The following is an 18,670-nucleotide window of genomic DNA, read 5'->3' on the forward strand; positions in this document are numbered from 1 at the left end:
GACCTTGCCAATGCCGGGCCGCCGTTCTAGGCAGCAGGCGCACCTCATCGAACAGGGGCGACCGGTGTCGACCAGTATCCAACGTGTCATCCCGGTGATTTTGTGCGGCGGCGCCGGCTCGCGCCTGTGGCCGATGTCGCGCGACGACAAGCCCAAACAGTTCCATACGCTGGCCGGCGATGCCAGCCTGTTGCGCCAGACGCTGGCGCGCATGCCGCAGGGCATCGTCGACGATGTCGCGTTCGGCGCGCCCTGCGTCATCGGCAGCGCCGCGCTGGCGCCGCTGCTTGAAGCCGAACTGGCCGGCACGGGCGATTTCCGTTTGGTGCTGGAGCCGGCGATCCGCGACACGGCCGCCGCGATCGCCGCAATCACCGCGCTGCACGAAGCGGGCCCGGGCGATGATCTGCTGCTCGTCGTGCCGTCCGACGCGCTGATCGAGGATCACGCCGCCTTCCGCACCGCCGTGGCCCGGGCGGCGCGCACCGCGGCGGCCACCGATGCGATCATGCTGATCGGCATCGCGCCGACCCGGCCGGAAACCCAGTACGGATACATCGAGACGGGCGAACCGCTGGGCGAGGGGCACGCCGTGCGCCGGTTTCGCGAAAAGCCTGACGCGGACACCGCGCGGCACTATATCCATCAGGGCGGTTTTCTGTGGAATGCCGGCATGTTCCTGTTCCGGCCCGGCCGCTTGGCGGAGGCCTTCAGAAAGCATCAGCCGCAGATATGGGATTGCGCATCGCAGGCCGTGCGCGCCGCGCGGATCGACGGCTGCAGGCTGTGGCTCGATGCGCCGTCCTTTTCGGCCGCCGAAAAACTGTCGGTCGACTACGCCATCATGGAAAAGGCGGACAATATCGGCGTGGTGCGGGCCGGTTTCGACTGGGACGATCTGGGTTCCTGGGCCCAGCTCCACGATCACGCGCCAAAGGATGACAAGGGCAATGCGCTCGACGGGGACATTATCGCCGTCGACAGCGCCGGCAACCACATTCGCGCGCGCGATGCCATCGTCGCTGTCGCCGGCGTCGACGATCTGGTGGTGGTTGCCGAAGACAACAAGGTGCTCGTGACCCGCCGGGACCGCACGCATCTTGTCAAGGACGTGACGGCTCTTTTCAAGGAGCGGTTCGTCGGCTCTGTCGCCCATGACCGCTCCGAGGCCGCAATCCGGCGATGGCTGTTCGACGCATGTCTGCCGTTCTGGGCCGGACCCGGCATCGATGACGTCCATGGCGGTGTGCATGAGGGCCTCGGCCTCGATGGCGCGCCGGGCACATATGCCTCCAAGAGGATGCGCGTGCTGCCGCGCCAGATCTACAGCTTCGTCCATGCAGGGGCGCTGGGCTGGAACAATGCGCCCGGCGGCCTGCTCGAAACCCTGTTCGAAACGCTCGTGTCAACGGCCTGGGACACCACCGATGGCGGCTGGATCCACCGCTTCAACCCGGACGGAACCGTGCAGGACGGCCGGCGCGACACCTACGATCAGGCCTTCGTGCTGCTGGCGCTGGCGTGGCTCCACAAGGCCGGCGGGTTTGACGATGCCCGCGCATGGGCCGACCGGACGCTCGACTTCATGGATGCCCGCCTCGCCGATCGCCGCCATGGCGGTTTTGTTGAAGACACGTCCGGCAGCGCGCCGCGGCGCGCCAATCCGCACATGCACATGCTCGAAGCCATGCTCGCCTGGTATGACGCGACGGGTGAGACCGGATTTCTCGATCGCGCCGAAGCGATGGTCGAACTGTTCGACGCCCGCTTTTTCGATGCGGCAGCGGGCACGGTGCGCGAGTTTTTCGCCGACGATTGGACGCCGCTGTCTGACGATCCGGCGCACACCGCCGTCGAGCCGGGCCATCACTATGAATGGGCATGGCTGCTTCTGCGCTTTGCGGACAGACGGTCAAGGCCGGGGCTTGAGGACAAGGCACGCGTGCTGTTCGCGACCGCCCGCGCATTCGGCCATCATCCCGCGACGGGCGCGGTGGCCGACACCATGCGGCCCGATGGCGCCGGTCAGTCGGCAACGGCACGCTGCTGGCCACAGACCGAAGCGCTCAAGGCCGCCATCGCCCTTGAAAAGCGGGGCGTATCGGGCGCGACCGCGCTACGCCGGCAGATGATCGATGTGCTGTTCGATCACTATCTCGCCCAACCGGTCTCCGGTGGCTGGGTCGATGCGATCGATCCGAACGGCAAACCAATCGCCGCCGACATGCCGGCGAGCACGCTCTATCACGTCGTCTGCGCGCTGGCCGAACACCTTCAGGCGGATTGACGGCCCTCGTCCGTGCCGGGCACCAGGGCGCCGGGCCGGAAGGTTACGGTCAGCGGGTCCTCGCTGGCGAGGCGGCGCTGGAGCGCGGCATCGGCGTCGGCGCCAAGCGTCTGTTCCCAGTCGCGCAGCGTCGTGCGGTAGGTGCCAAGCGCGTTCATCACCGCCGTCTTGCGGTCGCGCGATGCGTGGGCAAGCATGGTAACCGACAGGCAGAGCACCTGCTCTGTCCCGGAGAAGGAAGCGCCTGTAACCGGCACGGCGATCACCGCTTCCCGCCCGATGAAGCCGCAGGCGGTCGCATTGGTGTCGAGCGCCGTGCCGATCACGCCGATGCCGGTTCGCTGTTCGCCGTAGCCGGAAAGCGCTTCGGGAGCGTTGGCGCCCGATGCAAGGCGCACCAGCGTCGTGCCTTGCGTTTCCTCGACATCGAGCAGCGTCGCCCATTCGATCCTGTCGATCAGACGCGACACCACGGCAAGCGTCTTGCGGTTGTCGAACGACATGCGGCTGTCGGCAAGCCCGAGCCCGGCGAGCGCATCGCGGATCGCCGATGACAGTGCATCCTCGGGGCGGCTCGTGCCGACCGTAACCGTCTTGGCCTGGTGGCGGATCGTATCGACGGGGCGCGAGGTCTCTTCGAACGCATCGCGGACGAGCGGCAGTGCGCCCTGCGCCAGCCCTGCGACATCGGACCCTTCGCGCATCCGCCGGGCAAGGCGCGCAATCTGCGCCAGGTGACTGGCGCCGAGACCCGAATTGAAGGCGCCGTCGGCCGCCTCGTCGACAAATGTTTCAAGGGCCGCCACGACCGCTTCCGGATCGGCGCTTTGTTCGCCCATCGCCACCAGCCCCAGTCCGGCAAGGATCGGCTTGAGCTTCTGCGCGCCCTCGTCGATGGCCTTGGCCGCGTGGAAGCCGAACAGATGGCCGGCCACCGTGGCCAGGACGAAGGCAAGATCGGCGCCGACATCGGGCAGCGCGATGACCCGTTCGGCATAACCGGCAAAGGCATCCGCATCGGCGCCCTTTGTGGCGAAGACGACCGGACGGCCATTGTGCGCCTTGAAGATCGCCGCTTCCTTGACGACGTCGCCGACCAGATCGCCCGGCAGATCGTTGGCGACCACCAGCGTCAGCGGCTCTGTCGACAGGTCGATGTGCTTTTTGTCCTCGGTGTAATCGACCGGGATCGACTTGTAGCAAAGCTCTGACAGCTTGATGCGGATTTCCAGCGCCGCCACGTGATTGACGCCCGAGCCGGTGACCGCCCAGTAGCGGGAATAGGGGGCAAGATCGCGGGCGCATTGGCCGATATGGGCTTCGTCCGCAAGGACCGCCGCGATGTGCCCGGGCAGCTTTTCCAGTTCGCCCATCTCGTAGGCCAGTTCCACATCGGTCATCGCGCCGAGCTGGGCGGCGAGAAACAGCGCGGTCAGCTTGCCGGCGGTGATCTGCGAATAGAACGCCTTGGTCGAGGCGACCGACATTTCCACGTCGCGCCCGTCGGATGTGTAGAGAACCGACTGCGCCTTGCGGACGAGATCGGAACTGCGCCGGTTGACGATCGCATGCACGAACGCGCCGCGCTCGCGGGCAAGGTCGACGGCACGGTTGGTGTCGGTCGTCGTGCCCGACTGCGAGACTGCGATCACCAGGGCCCGCTTGAAATCATAGGCGTCGATATCGGCCGACAGTTCCGACGAGCGCACCGCCTCGACCGGAATGCGCAGGCGGCTGTCCCGGGCGATGGCCTTTTCGACCAGATGGCCGATGCCGACCGCCGCCACGCCTGCCGTGCCCTGGCCGATCACATAGATCCGCGACAACCCGCCCTTGAGCGCTTCGCGCAATTCCGCCCAGATGTCGTAGGGCAGCTTGTCGAAGGCGACCAGGCCCTTTTCGCGCCGGAACCGGCCGCGCAGCGTCTTGGCGACGCTGGCCGGCCCGTCATGGATTTCCTTTTCGAGGAATGTGTCGAAATCGCCGCGATAGATGTCGCGCGCATAGATCTGGATCGGGTCATACTTGATCTTGGCCGGCGTGCCGTCATTGACGGTCCGCATGATCGCGTCGCCCCTGTTGGCATCGAGGTGGATCACTGAACCGCCGGCGACCGAGCGGGCAAGGTTGGCTGCCTCGCGGGCCGCGTTGCAAAGCCCGTAGCTCTCAGAGGCGAACATGAACCCGTCGGCAAGCCGGGCGGCGTAAAGGCCCTGGCCCGACCCCTTCTGCGCCAGAAGCGCTTCGCCGGGCATCATCGGGTCGATGCAGCCGACGGCCACCGAGCCGTCGAGCCGTCGCGTCGCGGCGCGGAACCGCTCCATCCGGTCGTCCGACGGTGCGTCGGCAAGCCGGTCGGCCAGCGGGATGACCTTGGCGTCGGTGGTGATCGCGGCGTCGACCGCGCTCTGCCGGTTGGTGACCAGTTCGGTCATCAGTTCGACGTGATTGTCCACATCCCCGTTGAGCGCATACATCGCACCGAGCGCGGCCTTGGCATCGCCGGGCGCGTCGCCGTTCAGGGACGGGTTGTGCGGATGGCAGTTGGCGACCGAGATGACGCCGTGCGAAGCCCAGCGCGTATGCGACAGGATCGACACGCGACGTGCCCGGGATGCGAGCGCCCAGTAAAGGGAGTCATCGCGCAGCGCATCGCGCAGCGCGGCGCCATTGTCGCCGAGCCGGCCCACCAGATTGGCCGTCTTGTAGATGAAGGTGACGGTGGTTCCGCCGGCATCGCGCGGCGTCACATAGACCGCATCGTGTCCGGCATGGATGTCGGCCGCCCGGACCGTCAGCGCCCTGGCCTCGCTGTCGGGCAGCGAGCCAGGCGCCTCGGCGGGCACGTCCAGCTGGATGGCGATCCCGGCCGAATCCCGGCCGCGCACTTCCAGCCGGTCATTGGCCCGCAACACATATTCGGTGGCGATGGCCACATGAAGTGCGGTCGTCGTGTTCAGATCGATGCCGGGTCCGACCAGTCCGCGGGCGGTCGCCGCATGGTCGGCCAGCTCCGCCTCAAGCTGCCAGCCGAAGTCCCGCAGGCCCTCTATCAGCGGGTCGAGATCGGTGCGCCCGGCTTCCGACAGCGCAGTGAGCGCGGTCTCGTGCTCGCCGAGGCGGGCGGCAAGGCCGCGCAACGCGGCCTCGAGATCGGCGTCCAGCGCCACCGCGCGCACGAAGCCGATCGCCATCATCTCGCCGAAGCGCTTCTTGAGCACGCCGATGACGTCGCCGAGCGTCCCGACCGCGCGGTCGCCTGCTCCGGCGCTGGCGATCTTGTCGGTCAGCCCGCTGACGAACCCGCTGTCGGGCAGGTCTGTGGAAAACTCGTCCGTCACGTATCCGGCGATGCCGCACATGGTCCTGATCCCCTCGCATGGTCCCGGCGGTGGTATGCGCCGCAGCCGAAATTGCTTTGAAACGCAGCGCACAGGAGGTGCAAGGGCGAATCGCCGCCACCTGGTCACATCGTGCATCAACGCGTAACGGGCGCATCTATACGGCCACGACGGACCTATGTCATTGCGCGATTGCCGGCACCGTAAACGTACACGCTCCATGACATTTGTGTGATTTCGTGAAATCGGCCCGCCTCTGCCAATATTTCGCCGCAAACGCTCTGTTAATTTACCATTAACGGCAAAACGCCGTTGTCCGGCTAAGGCCCGTCCCCCGCCGATCCGGACTAGTGGCAGCCTAATCCCCCTCTCCGGGCTGCCACTTTCGTTCTTGAGCCATCATGCGTGACCTCCGCATGATGGCTTTTTTTGTGCCGTACCGTGTTTATGGTTTTGACACGATCGGCGCGCGCACCCATCAATCGCGACCGCAACCGTACACGCAGGGAGGCGACCCGTGACCAAACCGGCATTGAGCCTGGAACCCGTTCTCGACGCGCTCGACAGCGCCGTGGACGACAGCATCGAACGGCTCTTTTCGCTGTTGCGGATACGGTCGATCTCCACCGACCCGGCCTACAAGGACGATTGCCGTGCCGCGGCGAACTGGTTGGCCGGCGATCTGGCATCGATCGGCTTTGACGCGTCGGTGCGCGACACGGATGGCCACCCGATGGTCGTCGCCCACCATGATGGCCCGTCCGCCGATGCGCCGCATGTCCTTTTCTACGGCCATTACGACGTCCAGCCGGTCGACCCGCTGGACCTGTGGCACGACGATCCGTTCGATCCCAGGGTGAAAACCATCGGCGGCACGGACGTGATCTCCGCTCGTGGCGCGTCGGACGACAAGGGGCAGTTGATGACCTTTGTCGAGGCCTGCCGGGCCTACAAGGCCGTTCATGGTGCCCTTCCATGCCGCGTATCCATCCTGTTCGAGGGCGAGGAGGAAAGCGGATCGCCTTCGCTCAAACCCTTCCTCAAAGCCAATGCCGACGAGTTGAAGGCCGATGTGGCGCTGGTCTGCGACACGTCCATGTGGAACGCCGAAACACCGTCCATCTCGGGCAGCCTGCGCGGGCTGGTCGGCGAGGAAATCACGATCCACGCAGCCGATCGCGATCTTCATTCGGGCTATTTCGGCGGTGCGGCGGCCAATCCGCTGCACATATTGAGCGCCGTTCTCGCCGCCATGCACGACGAGACCGGCCGAGTGACCATTCCGCATTTCTACGACGGCGTCGAAGAGGTGCCGGCGCAACAGCTTGAAAGCTGGAAAGCGCTGGGCATGACGGACGAGGCGTTTCTCGGCGAGATCGGCCTGAAACACCCGTCCGGTGAGCGTGGCCGCAGCGTCCTGGAACTGACCTGGGCGCGGCCGACCGCCGAGGTCAACGGCATGATCGGCGGCTATACGGGCGAGGGGTTCAAGACCGTCATTCCTGCCAAGGCATCGGCAAAGGTGTCGTTCCGCCTGGTCGCCGGTCAGGACCCGCAGGCGATCCGCGACAATTTCCGGGCCTTCGTGCGCGCGCGCATTCCCGGCGACTGTTCGGTTGAATTCGCCGAGCACGGCGCCGGACCGGCCAATATCCTCGCCGCCGATTCACCGGCCGTGCTGGCCGCCAAGGCGGCATTGTCCGACGAGTGGCCCATGCCTGCCGCCGTGATCGGCATGGGAGGCTCGATCCCGATCGTCGGCGACTTCAAGCGCATGCTCGGCATGGATTCGCTGCTGGTCGGCTTTGCCCTGTCGGACGACCGCATCCATTCACCGAACGAGAAGTACAATCTGGCCTCGTTCACCAAGGGTCAGCGCTCCTGGGCGCGTATTCTCGATGCTCTGGCCTCCACATGATCGCCGATCGGGCAAAGCCGTGAAACCGGCGGGCCCGCGCGGTTAACCGCACCTTAAATGGCCGCGTTCTAGGCTCATCGGGCCGTTCGTTTGTTTGGTGTCACGGTTGTGCGGGCCCGCATGTTTTCAAGACGAAAGAAGCGCAAGACGCGCGTCGAGCCGCGGTTCGAGGATCGCGGCGGTCGAAAGTCGGCCGCCGACTTCTCGGTGACGGCGGCCGATCGCGCGGCGCCCCCGCCGGCGCGCAAGCGCAAACCGTCGTCCAAAAAGCCGGGGGCCAAGGCCGCATCGGGCGCGCGCCGGAAACCGGCCGCACGCGGCTCATCCGGCGGACGCCGCAGGACAAGCGGGCGCGGTTTCGTGCGCGGCTTCGTCTATTGGTCGTTCATCGCCTGCATCTGGGGCGGTGTCGCGCTGGCCGGCATCATCGCATGGTACGGCGCGCAACTGCCCTCGGCCAGCGCATGGGCGGTTCCCGACCGGCCGCCCAATGTCAAGATCGTCGCGGTCGACGGAACGCTGGTGACCAATCGCGGCGCGACCGGCGGCGCGGCGGTCGGCCTGCATGAGATGAGCCCCTATATTCCCAAGGCCGTCATCGCCATCGAGGACCGGCGCTACTTCTCCCATTTCGGCGTCGACCCGATCGGGCTGGCCCGCGCCATGGCCCGCAACGTGATGGCTGGCGGGCTGGTGCAGGGCGGCTCGACGCTGACCCAGCAGCTCGCCAAGAACCTGTTCCTGACGCCTGAGCGCACCGTCGGCCGCAAGGTGCAGGAGGTGCTGCTGGCCCTTTGGCTCGAACATGAATACTCCAAGGAGCAGATCCTCGAACTTTATCTGAACCGGGTCTATTTCGGCTCGGGCTCCTATGGCGTCGAGGCGGCGGCGCGCCGCTATTTCGGCAAGTCGGCGCGCGATGTGTCCCTGCCCGAAGCGGCGCTCCTCGCCGGGCTTTTGAAAGCGCCGTCGCGCCTGTCGCCGAACCGCAATCCCGAACGGGCCGAAAGTCGCGCGCAGGTGGTTCTTTCGGTGATGCGCGAACAGGGGCTTGTGTCCGACACGGAAATGACCGCGGCCTTGGCCAGCCCGGCCGCCCGCGCCAACCGCTATTGGTCCGGCGCGCACCATTATGTCGCCGACGCCGTCATGGAGGAACTGCCGCAACTGATCGGCGAAGTCCGGCAGGACGTGATCGTCGATACCACGGTCGATCTCTACCTGCAGACCGCCGGCGAAACGGCCATCCGCGCCGCGATCGCCGAACATGGCGCCGAGCGCGTCGTCAGCCAGGGCGCGCTTGTGGCGATCGATCCGGCCGGCGCCGTCCGCGCCATGGTCGGCGGCGTCGACTATGCCGCCTCCCAATTCGACCGGGCCAGTCAGGCCAAGCGCCAGCCCGGTTCTGCGTTCAAGCCGTTCGTCTACCTTGCCGCGCTCGAAGCAGGCGCGCTGCCCTCGTCGGTGCGCAACGACACGCCGGTTCGGTTCGGCAATTGGGCGCCGGAGAATTATCGCGGCAAATATCACGGCCCGGTCACGCTGGAGACCGCGCTGTCCAGATCGCTCAATTCGGTGGCGGCGCAACTGATCATGGAAAGCGGCGCGGGTACCGTTGTGCGCACGGCGCAGAAAATGGGCATCGCCTCGCCGCTGAAAGCCAACGCCTCGCTGTCGCTCGGCACGTCCGAAGTCACGCTGTACGAGCTGACATCGGCCTATGTGCCGTTCGCGTCCGGCGGCTATCGCGCCGACCCGCACCTGATCCGCCGGGTGACGACCATGGAGGGCGAGGTTCTTTACGAGCGAAAAGACAGCCGCAGCCGCGTGCTGGCGCCCGATCTCGCCGGCATGATGAACCAGATGATGAGCCAGACCGTGCGCGCCGGCACTGCCCGCGCGGCCCGGTTCGATCATCCCGCCGCCGGCAAGACCGGCACCACCCAGAACGCCCGAGATGCCTGGTTCGTCGGCTACACGGCCCATCTGGTGACCGGGGTCTGGTTCGGCAATGACGACGGCAAGCCGATGAAGAACGTCACCGGCGGCACGCTGCCGGCCGAGGCCTGGCGCGACTTCATGGTGGCTGCTCACCAAGGCGTCGCCATCGCCGACCTGCCCGGCTACATGCCGTTCAACGTCATTCCCAAGCCGCGCCCCGAGGGCTTCCCGTTCGGTCCCGGCGGGCGGCCTTCCGCGCCTGTCGACGGCGGCACACCTGTCGCAAGCGACAGGTCGCCGCCATCGGGTGCCGTGGCACGCGATCGCGTCGCCCTGCCGCCACCGGACCGGACGATCACCTCGTCGACGGGTGCTCCGCGCCCTCAAACCGATGTCGGTGTGTCGCAGGGGCAGACCGGAACGGTTCTCGACGTGATTTTGGGCCAGTAGGCCCAACAGGCGACCTCACACCGAAAACATTCCAAAACACCCGCCTTGCACGCAAAATGCGCCCTCCTTATATACCCGCCAGCGCGGAAGGCGCCTTTTGCGCCGTCCGGAAACAATCGATCTGCCAACGAAGAGGGGCCGCGCACACGAACGCCATAACGGGTCCGTGCGGTTCGCTGAAAGAAGAGGTTAGACATGGCAAAAGTTATCGGCATCGACCTGGGAACGACCAACTCCTGCGTCGCCGTCATGGATGGCAAGGACGCAAAGGTCATCGAGAATGCGGAAGGCGCGCGTACCACGCCGTCCATGGTGGCCTTCACCGATGACGGCGAGCGCCTCGTCGGCCAGCCGGCCAAGCGTCAGGCGGTCACCAACCCCGAGAACACGCTGTTCGCGGTCAAACGCCTGATCGGCCGCCGTTATGAAGATCCGACCGTCGAAAAAGACAAGAAGATGGTCCCCTACAAGATCGTCGAGGGCAAGAACGGCGATGCCTGGGTCGAAGCGGGCGGCGACAAGCGTTCGCCGGCCGAAATCTCCGCCATGGTCCTTCAGAAGATGAAGGAAACCGCCGAGAGCTACCTGGGCGAGACCGTGCAGCAGGCCGTCATCACCGTGCCGGCCTACTTCAACGACGCCCAGCGCCAGGCCACCAAGGACGCCGGCAAGATCGCCGGTCTGGAAGTTCTGCGCATCATCAACGAGCCGACCGCTGCTGCTCTGGCCTATGGCCTGGACAAGCGCGACGGCAAGACGATCGCGGTCTATGACCTTGGCGGCGGCACGTTCGACGTTTCGGTCCTCGAGATCGGCGATGGTGTCTTCGAGGTCAAATCCACCAACGGCGACACCTTCCTTGGCGGTGAAGACTTCGACATGCGTCTGGTCGATTACTTCGCGGCCGAGTTCAAGAAGGATCAGGGCATCGACCTGAAGGGCGACAAGCTGGCCCTGCAGCGCCTCAAGGAAGCGGCCGAAAAGGCCAAGATCGAACTGTCCTCTTCGGCGCAGACCGAAATCAACCTGCCCTTCATCACCGCCGATGCGTCCGGTCCCAAGCACCTGACGATGAAGCTGACACGGGCCAAGTTCGAAAGCCTTGTCGACGATCTGGTCAAGCGCACCGTCAAGCCGATGGAAGCCGCCCTCAAGGATGCCGGCATGAAGGCCGGCGAGATCGACGAGGTGGTTCTGGTCGGCGGCATGACGCGCATGCCCAAGGTCCAGGAGACGGTCAAGTCGTTCTTCGGCAAGGAGCCGCACAAGGGCGTCAACCCGGACGAAGTGGTCGCCATGGGTGCCGCCATTCAGGCCGGCGTGCTGCAGGGCGACGTCAAGGACGTCCTGCTGCTCGATGTCACGCCGCTGTCGCTGGGCATCGAGACGCTTGGCGGCGTCTTCACCCGCCTGATCGACCGCAACACGACGATCCCGACCAAGAAGAGCCAGGTCTTCTCGACCGCCGAGGACAACCAGTCCGCCGTGACCATCCGCGTCGCCCAGGGCGAGCGCGAAATGGCCGCCGACAACAAGCTGCTCGGCCAGTTCGATCTGGTCGGCATTCCGCCGGCGCCGCGCGGCATCCCCCAGATCGAGGTGACCTTCGATATCGACGCCAACGGCATCGTCAACGTCAAGGCCCAGGACAAGGGCACCGGCAAGGAGCACGAGATCCGCATCCAGGCTTCGGGCGGACTGTCCGACGAGGAAGTCGAACAGATGGTCAAGGACGCCGAGGCCAATGCCGAGGCGGACAAGAAGCGCCGCGAGGCGGTCGAAGCGCGGAACCAGGCCGAGTCGCTGATCGACTCGACCGAAAAGTCGCTGTCCGAGCATGGCGACAAGGTGTCCGAGGAAGACAAGACGGCCATCGAGGACGCGATCGCCGCGCTCAAGGAAGAGACCGCCGCCGAGACCCCCGACGCCGAGGCGATCACCGCCAAGACGCAAGCGCTCGCAGAAGCCTCGATGAAGCTCGGACAGGCCATCTATGAAGCCACCCAGGCCGAGGAACAGGCCGCCGCCGAAGGCGATGCGGAAGCCGACGCCGCCTCTGACGATGTGGTCGATGCCGATTTCGAGGAAATCGACGACGACGAGGACCAGAAGAAGGCGTCGTAAGCCGCTCGCCTTCGTTCACGCCATCAAAAAGGCCGATCCGGGAAACCGGATCGGCCTTTTTTCTTTGCGTGCTGTCTGGCGTAAGTGCCGTCAGCCGTAGACCGGCTCGGAGCCGTCGGCGGGCGTGAACTTCAGCGCCACGCCATTGATGCAGTGGCGCTTGCCGGTCGGCTGCGGGCCGTCATTGAAGACATGGCCCAAATGACCGCCGCAGCGGCTGCAATGCTCCTCGGTGCGCGGGATCAGCAGCTTGTAGTCGGTCCTGTAGGCAACCTTGCCCTCGATCTCCTGCCAGAAGCTCGGCCAGCCTGTGCCGCTGTCATATTTGGTCTCCGACAGGAACAGTTCCTGGTCGCATCCCGCGCAATGGAAGACGCCGGCGCGCTTCTCGTCGTTGAGCGGGCTGGTGAACGGGCGTTCGGTCGCCTCTTCGCGCAACACCGCATACTGCATCGGCGTCAGCTGCGCCCGCCATTCTTCCTCGGTCTTGACGATTTCGAAAGCGCCGTCCGCGGCAGCTGTCGCCGGGTTTGCGCCCCACCATTTGAAGATGCCGGCGGCAGCGGCGCCGCCGAGGCCCAGCGTCAGGAATGATCGTTTCGTCACCATGGCAAACTCCCGTGTCGAACGTGAAGATAGCGGTCGTGTCGGCGGTTTGCATCTCACCTTCGTCCACGATTTCGTGAACGCGAGGTAAGCCCTGTGCCGATGCGACAATTCGCGCAGCAAGGAATGGGGCACGAGCTTGGAATCCTTCCAGATCGAAACATGCCTGTCACACAAAAGTTGCAAGCAAGGTTTGGTGCCGCGGCTGCGCCCAAAGCCGGATGCGCGCACACACGTCAAAAATGACACCCGGAGGACTTCCATGGATCGCAAGCAGATCATCAACGACCCTGCGCACGGCAACCGTGCCGAGGCGTTCGAGGCATTCGACGACATCCCGACCAACCCCAATCTCGGCAACACGATCGGCGATGTGATCAACCGCCGCTATGGCCGCCGCGACGTTCTGCGCGGCGTGCTGGGCGTGACGGCCACTGCGGCCCTGTTCGGCACCTCGGCCCTAACCGCGCCCGGACAGGCGCTCGCAATGACCGAGGGCGACCGCTTCAACTTCACCGAACTGCGCTGGGGCAACGACCAGACCCATCACATCGCCGACGGCTTCGATGCGGACGTGCTGATCCGCTGGGGCGATCCCATCATGGCCGATTCGCCTGAATTCGACGTCATGAACCAGACCGCCGAAGCCCAGGCCAAACAGTTCGGCTACAACAATGACTATGTCGGCTTTGCCGAGATCGAGCCCGGCCGCGGCATGCTCTGCGTCAATCACGAGTACACCAATGAAGAAGTGATGTTCCCCGGGATTGGCCGCCAGGACCGGTCCGGCTTCGAGCAAATGACCAAGGAACTCGTCGACATCGAAATGGCCGCTCATGGCGGCTCGGTCTTCGAGATCGTGCGCGGTGAGGACGGCAAATGGTCGGTCAACCGCGACAATCCGAACAACCGCCGCATCACCGCCGAAACCCCGATCACCTTCTCGGGTCCGGCTGCCGGCCATGACCGCCTGAAAACGAGCGCCGATCCCACCGGCATGAACGTGCTGGGCACGATCAACAATTGCGCCGGCGGCATGACGCCCTGGGGCACCTATCTGATGGCCGAGGAGAACTTCCACGGCTATTTCTGGACCGACACGCTCGACGCCGAAGGCGATCCCGACCTTTCGGCCCAGCCCGAGGCCGCCTCGATGGAACGCTATGGCGTGCCGGGCCGCTGGTATGCGTGGGGCAAGTTCCACGACAGGTTCAACATCGACAAGGAGCCCAACGAACCGAACCGTTTCGGCTACATTGTCGAAGTCGATCCGATGAACCCGGACGCGACACCCATCAAGCACACGGCGCTCGGCCGCTTCCGTCACGAAGGCGCCGAGACAACCGTTGCGTCCGATGGCCGCCTGGTCATCTATTCGGGCGACGACAACCGTTTCGACTATCAGTACAAATGGGTGTCGGCCGATGCCGTGACCGACGAAAACTCGGTGTTCGGCTCCTCGCTCCTGTCCGAAGGCACGCTCTATGTGGCGCGCTTCAACGATGACGGCACCATCGACTGGCTGCCGCTGGTTCATGGCGAAGGCCCGCTGACCGCCGAGAACGGCTTTGAAAGCCAGGCCGACATCGCCATCGACACGCGCCTTGCCGCCGATCTTCTGGGCGCGACGCCGATGGATCGTCCTGAGGACGCCCAGCCGCGCGGCGACGGCACGGCCTACATCATGCTGACCAACAACAGCCGCCGCACGCCCGAGCAGGTCGATGCGGCCAACCCGCGTCCGGAATCGAACTTCGGCCACATCATCGAGATCAAGGAAGAGGGCGGCAACCACTCGGCGACGACCGGCACCTGGTCGATCTTGGTCAAATGCGGCGATCCCTCGATCGCCGAGGTGGGCGCCCAATGGCACCCGGAAACCTCCGAACATGGCTGGTTCGGTTCGCCCGACAACTGCGCCATCGACGCCGACGGCCGTCTGTGGATTTCCACCGACCAGGGATCGAACTGGGCCAAGACCGGCAAGTCGGACGGGCTCTACAGCCTTGAGACCGAAGGCGAACTGCGCGGCCACTCCAAACTGTTCTTCCGCTGCCCTGTCGGCGGCGAACTGTGCGGCCCCTACTTCACCGACGATGCGGAAACGCTGTTCCTCGCAGTCCAGCATCCCGGCACGGACGGCACGAAGGATCTGGTGGGCTTTGCCAAGGATTCGACCTTCGAGGACCCGGCGACCCGCTGGCCCGACTTCGATCCGGCCATGCCGCCGCGTCCGTCCGTGGTTGTCGTGACCAAGCAGGGCGGCGGCAAGATCGCCGTCTGACACGGTCGGCCTGCACAATCGAAGGCGCGGGATCCGTCCCGCGCCTTTTCTTATGCGGGCGAGGGGTTTATGAGGGCTCCGACCACATTCAAGGGCGTCCGCCATGGCCTCCAAAGACATTTCGACCCCCGCCACCGAGGCGGCGATCCTCGCCGATGCGCTGCCCTATATGCAGCGCTATGCGGGCAAGATGGTGGTCGTCAAATATGGCGGCCACGCCATGGGCGATGCGGCGCTCGGCAAGGCGTTCGCCCAGGACATCGCGCTTCTCAAACAGTCCGGCGTCAACCCTGTCGTCGTTCACGGGGGCGGGCCTCAGATCGGTGCCATGCTCGACCGGATGGGCATCGAATCGACCTTCGAGGGCGGCCTGCGCGTCACCGACGAGAAGACCGTCGAGATCGTCGAGATGGTGCTCGCCGGCTCGATCAACAAGGAGATCGTCGCGCTGATCAACGCGCAAGGGGCCTGGGCGATCGGCCTGTGCGGCAAGGACGGCAATCTGGTCTTCGCCGAAAAGGCGCAGAAGACCGTCAGGGATCCCGACAGCAACATAGAGCGCGTCGTCGATCTGGGCTTTGTCGGTGAACCGGCCAAGGTGGACCGCACGCTGCTCGACCAGTTGGCCACCTCGCGCATGATCCCGGTGATCGCGCCGGTCGCGCCGGGCCGGGACGGCCACACCTACAACATCAATGCCGACACGTTCTCGGGCGCCATTGCCGGCGCCGTGGCCGCGCAGCGGCTCCTGTTCCTGACGGACGTGCCGGGCGTCCTCGACACGAACGGCACGCTGATCAAGGAACTGACAGTCAGTCAGGCGCGCGACCTGATCGCCGACGGCACGATTTCGGGCGGCATGATCCCCAAGGTCGAGACCTGCATCGCGGCGCTGACCCGCGGCGTCAAGGGCGTCGTGATCCTCAACGGCAAGACGCCGCATGCGGTGCTGCTCGAACTCTTCACCGAGCATGGCGCCGGCACGCTGATCGTGCACGATCCGGTCTGACGCGACCCCTCAGACGTCGATCGACCGGGCGATCAGCTCCTTCATGATCTCGTTCGAGCCGCCATAGATCATCTGCACGCGCGCATCGGCATAGAGCCGGGCGATCGGATAGTCCATCATGTAGCCATAGCCGCCAAAGAGTTGCAGGCACTCGTGCATCACCTCGTTCTGCACCTCGCTGCCCCAATATTTGGCCATGGACGCGGTGGCCGGATCGAGCGTGCCGGCCTCGGCCTTGACGATGCAGTCATTGACGAAGGCGCGCAGCATCTCCGCCTTCGTCTTCATCTCGGCGAGCTTGAACCGGGTGTTCTGGAAATCCATGATGCGCTGGCCGAATGCCTTGCGCTCCTGCACGTATCCGATGGTCTCCGAAAGCGCATAGTCGATATAGCCCAGCGCCGTCAGCGCGATCACCAGCCGCTCCCACGGCAATTGCTTCATCAACTGATAGAAGCCCTGGCCCTCTTCGGCGCCCAGAAGGTTGGTGCGCGGGATCTTCACATCCTCGAAGAACAGCTCCGACGTGTCGTTGGCCTTCATGCCTAGCTTCTTGAGGTTTTTGCCGCGCCGGAACCCCTCCGCGCCCTCGGTTTCGAGCACGATCAGCGACATGCCCCTGGCGCCTTCGCTCTTGTCGGTCTTGGCGGCGACGACGATCAGGTCGGCCGTCTGGCCGTTGGTGATGAAGATCTTCGAGCCGTTCAGGCTGTACTGGTTGCCGTCCTTCTCGGCGAAGGCGCGGATCGCCTGAAGGTCCGAGCCCGTGCCCGGTTCGGTCATGGCAAGCGCCGCCACCTTGTCGCCGCTGACAAGGCCCGGCACCCAGCGCTGCTTCTGCTCCTCGCTGCCATAGGCGAGCAGATAATGGATGACGATCGACTGGATGCCGAAGCCCCAGCCGGCATCGCCGACCCTGCCCTGTTCGTAGAGCGTGATCGCATCGAACGCCAGGCCGCCGCCGGCGCCGCCATAGGTTTCGGGCACCGCGCCACCCATGATCCCGTGCGCTCCGGCCTTCTCCCAGAAGCCGCGTTCGACGACGCCCTGTTCGGTCCAGCGCTCCATGTTGGGCACCAGCTCGTCGGCGAAAAAGCGCCGCACCGCGTCGGTGAACATGCGGTGTTCGTCCGCGGCCCAGGCCGCCGTGGGGGTCAGCATTTCCATTGGCCGCATTTCCTCCGTTGTCCGGCGCCCGCAGCGGCACCGTGCTGCGTCCGCGCCCGCGCCGTCAAGTATGCATGACGGGCCCGATGACGAAGCGCGGTCGCACGCTTATATTGCCGTCATGAACGCACCCCAAAAACCGGATAACGACCGTCTTCAGGCGGCCTTCGACGTGCAGCGGTCGGCCTTTTCGTTCGATTCGGTGCCCGGTATCAGCGCGCGGCGCATGAAGCTGCGCGATCTGCTCCGTGCCATCCGCGCCCGCCGGTCGGAGATCGTCGACGCGATCAGCGACGACTTCGGCAACCGGTCGGCCGACGAGACCCTGTCGGCGGAAGTTGCCGTGACGATAGGCAGCATCGAGCACACCTGCCGCCACCTGGACCGCTGGGCGAACCCGACCCGCATGTTCAATCTGGGCATTCCGATTCCGGGCCGCACCTATGTGCGCCACGAACCCAAGGGCGTCGTCGGTGTGATTTCGCCCTGGAACTATCCGTTCCAGCTTGCCGTCATACCGGCGGCCACAGCGCTCGCCGGGGGCAACAGGGTGCTGATCAAGCCATCGGAATTCACGCCGCGCACCGCAGACCTTCTGGCGCGGCTGTTCGCCGATGTCTATGGAGAGGACGAGGTGGCTGTGGTGACCGGCGGGCCCGAAATCGGCAAAACCTTTTCCGAACTGCCCTTCGACCATCTCTTTTTCACCGGCTCGACCGCGGTTGGCCGGAAGATCGCCATGGCGGCGGCGGAAAACCTGACGCCCGTGACGTTGGAACTGGGCGGAAAGAGCCCCTGCGTGATGATGCCGGACGCCGATCCGGAAAAGCACACGCCGCTCGTCGCCTTCGGCAAGTTCTACAGTGCCGGCCAGACCTGCGTTGCGCCCGACTATCTGCTCGTCCCCACGGGGCAGGCGGCGGCATTCGGAGAGGCGATCATCGCCGCGGTAAGGCGCGCCCATCCCGATCCGGCGACCGGAGACGGATACACATCGATCATCACCGAACGGCATCATGACCGCCTGGCCGCGATGATCGAAGCAGCGCGGGACGCCGGTCTGACCGTTCTGACCGCCGGCGACACGGCGCCGGAAGCCCGCCGCATCCCGCCGACCGTCGTTGTCGGCCCGGCGCCGGACAGCCGGCTGATGACCGAGGAGATTTTCGGGCCGATCCTGCCGATCCTTGAATATGACGATCTGGACGATGCGGTGCGTTTCATCACCGGGCGCGATCATCCGCTCGCGCTTTATGCCTTCGGGCGCGATGCGCGCGCGGCGGAAAAACTTGTGGCCCGGACCACATCGGGCGGCGCGGTCGTCAACGGCGCCATCGTTCACCTTGCGGTCGAGCACCTGCCATTCGGCGGGGTCGGCACGTCCGGCTATGGCGCCTATCACGGCAAGCGAGGCTTTGCCGAATTCACCCATGCGCGCTCGGTGCTCGTCCTGCCGCAATGGCCGATCCTGCGCGACACCATCATTCGCCCCTCCGGCCGCCGCATGCGCTGGCTGACCGACTGGATGATCGGCAGGTAGGGG

Annotated in this window: 10 protein-coding genes; 7 read left to right on the forward strand and 3 right to left on the reverse strand. The window is 65.4% G+C overall.

All coding sequences use genetic code 11. The features are described from left to right. Positions 1-10 precede the first annotated feature (10 nt). Positions 11-2,287 carry an AGE family epimerase/isomerase gene (locus ACOQOU_RS12190; protein ID WP_420578724.1) on the forward strand — a complete coding sequence of 759 codons (2,277 nt, stop codon included), beginning with the start codon at positions 11-13 and terminating at the stop codon, positions 2,285-2,287. Here ACOQOU_RS12190 and ACOQOU_RS12195 read toward each other — a convergent pair. After that, a complete protein-coding gene (locus ACOQOU_RS12195) occupies positions 2,275-5,649 on the reverse strand; it encodes an SIS domain-containing protein (protein WP_306026170.1) in 3,375 nt (1,124 codons plus the stop codon). The two genes, ACOQOU_RS12190 and ACOQOU_RS12195, sit on opposite strands and share 13 nt — an antisense overlap. Before the next feature lie 496 nt (positions 5,650-6,145). Here ACOQOU_RS12195 and ACOQOU_RS12200 point away from each other — a divergent pair, with 496 nt between their 5' ends. The 3 genes from ACOQOU_RS12200 (at position 6,146) to dnaK (ending at position 12,061) form a co-directional block, all read left to right on the forward strand. Further along, positions 6,146-7,546, forward strand: a complete 1,401-nt coding sequence (locus ACOQOU_RS12200) for a M20/M25/M40 family metallo-hydrolase (protein ID WP_109766731.1) — start codon at positions 6,146-6,148, stop codon at positions 7,544-7,546. Positions 7,547-7,666: 120 nt separating this feature from the next. Then, positions 7,667-9,937 (forward strand): transglycosylase domain-containing protein, encoded by a 2,271-nt coding sequence (locus ACOQOU_RS12205; protein WP_306026171.1) that lies wholly within the window; start codon positions 7,667-7,669, stop codon positions 9,935-9,937. A 195-nt stretch (positions 9,938-10,132) separates the two neighbouring features. Beyond that, positions 10,133-12,061 (forward strand): molecular chaperone DnaK, encoded by a 1,929-nt coding sequence (dnaK, locus tag ACOQOU_RS12210; protein ID WP_109766733.1) that lies wholly within the window; start codon positions 10,133-10,135, stop codon positions 12,059-12,061. Positions 12,062-12,151: 90 nt separating this feature from the next. Here the strand turns inward: dnaK and msrB are convergent, their stop codons facing one another. Continuing rightward, positions 12,152-12,670: a peptide-methionine (R)-S-oxide reductase MsrB gene (gene msrB, locus ACOQOU_RS12215; RefSeq protein WP_109766734.1), complete on the reverse strand. Its 519-nt coding sequence runs from the start codon at positions 12,668-12,670 to the stop codon at positions 12,152-12,154. A 259-nt stretch (positions 12,671-12,929) separates the two neighbouring features. Between msrB and ACOQOU_RS12220 the strand changes: the two genes are divergently transcribed. Both ACOQOU_RS12220 and argB read left to right on the forward strand, forming a co-directional pair. Beyond that, positions 12,930-14,951 (forward strand): PhoX family protein, encoded by a 2,022-nt coding sequence (locus ACOQOU_RS12220; protein WP_306026172.1) that lies wholly within the window; start codon positions 12,930-12,932, stop codon positions 14,949-14,951. A 103-nt stretch (positions 14,952-15,054) separates the two neighbouring features. Then, positions 15,055-15,960: an acetylglutamate kinase gene (gene argB, locus ACOQOU_RS12225; RefSeq protein WP_306026173.1), complete on the forward strand. Its 906-nt coding sequence runs from the start codon at positions 15,055-15,057 to the stop codon at positions 15,958-15,960. Positions 15,961-15,969: 9 nt separating this feature from the next. On the opposite strand, the gene ACOQOU_RS12230 is transcribed toward argB, so the two are convergent. Further along, positions 15,970-17,136, reverse strand: a complete 1,167-nt coding sequence (locus ACOQOU_RS12230) for an acyl-CoA dehydrogenase family protein (RefSeq protein ID WP_306026174.1) — start codon at positions 17,134-17,136, stop codon at positions 15,970-15,972. 112 nt (positions 17,137-17,248) lie between these two features. Between ACOQOU_RS12230 and ACOQOU_RS12235 the strand changes: the two genes are divergently transcribed. Further along, positions 17,249-18,667, forward strand: coding sequence for a coniferyl aldehyde dehydrogenase (locus ACOQOU_RS12235; RefSeq protein WP_306026175.1), 1,419 nt, complete (start codon positions 17,249-17,251; stop codon positions 18,665-18,667). The last annotated feature ends 3 nt before the right edge of the window (positions 18,668-18,670 follow it).

The sequence above is a fragment of the Oceaniradius stylonematis genome (genome assembly GCF_965223445.1).
Lineage (GTDB): Bacteria > Pseudomonadota > Alphaproteobacteria > Rhizobiales > Rhizobiaceae > Roseitalea > Roseitalea stylonematis.

Excerpts from the sequence above, each read along its gene's own strand:
- ACOQOU_RS12190 (WP_420578724.1), top strand. The coding sequence starts at position 11 with ATGCCGGGCCGCCGTTCTAGGCAGCAGGCGCACCTCATCGAACAGGGG.
- ACOQOU_RS12195 (WP_306026170.1), bottom strand. The coding sequence starts at position 5,649 with ATGTGCGGCATCGCCGGATACGTGACGGACGAGTTTTCCACAGACCTG.
- ACOQOU_RS12205 (WP_306026171.1), top strand. The coding sequence starts at position 7,667 with ATGTTTTCAAGACGAAAGAAGCGCAAGACGCGCGTCGAGCCGCGGTTC.
- dnaK (WP_109766733.1), top strand. The coding sequence starts at position 10,133 with ATGGCAAAAGTTATCGGCATCGACCTGGGAACGACCAACTCCTGCGTC.
- msrB (WP_109766734.1), bottom strand. The coding sequence starts at position 12,670 with ATGGTGACGAAACGATCATTCCTGACGCTGGGCCTCGGCGGCGCCGCT.
- ACOQOU_RS12220 (WP_306026172.1), top strand. The coding sequence starts at position 12,930 with ATGGATCGCAAGCAGATCATCAACGACCCTGCGCACGGCAACCGTGCC.
- argB (WP_306026173.1), top strand. The coding sequence starts at position 15,055 with ATGGCCTCCAAAGACATTTCGACCCCCGCCACCGAGGCGGCGATCCTC.
- ACOQOU_RS12230 (WP_306026174.1), bottom strand. The coding sequence starts at position 17,136 with ATGCGGCCAATGGAAATGCTGACCCCCACGGCGGCCTGGGCCGCGGAC.
- ACOQOU_RS12235 (WP_306026175.1), top strand. The coding sequence starts at position 17,249 with ATGAACGCACCCCAAAAACCGGATAACGACCGTCTTCAGGCGGCCTTC.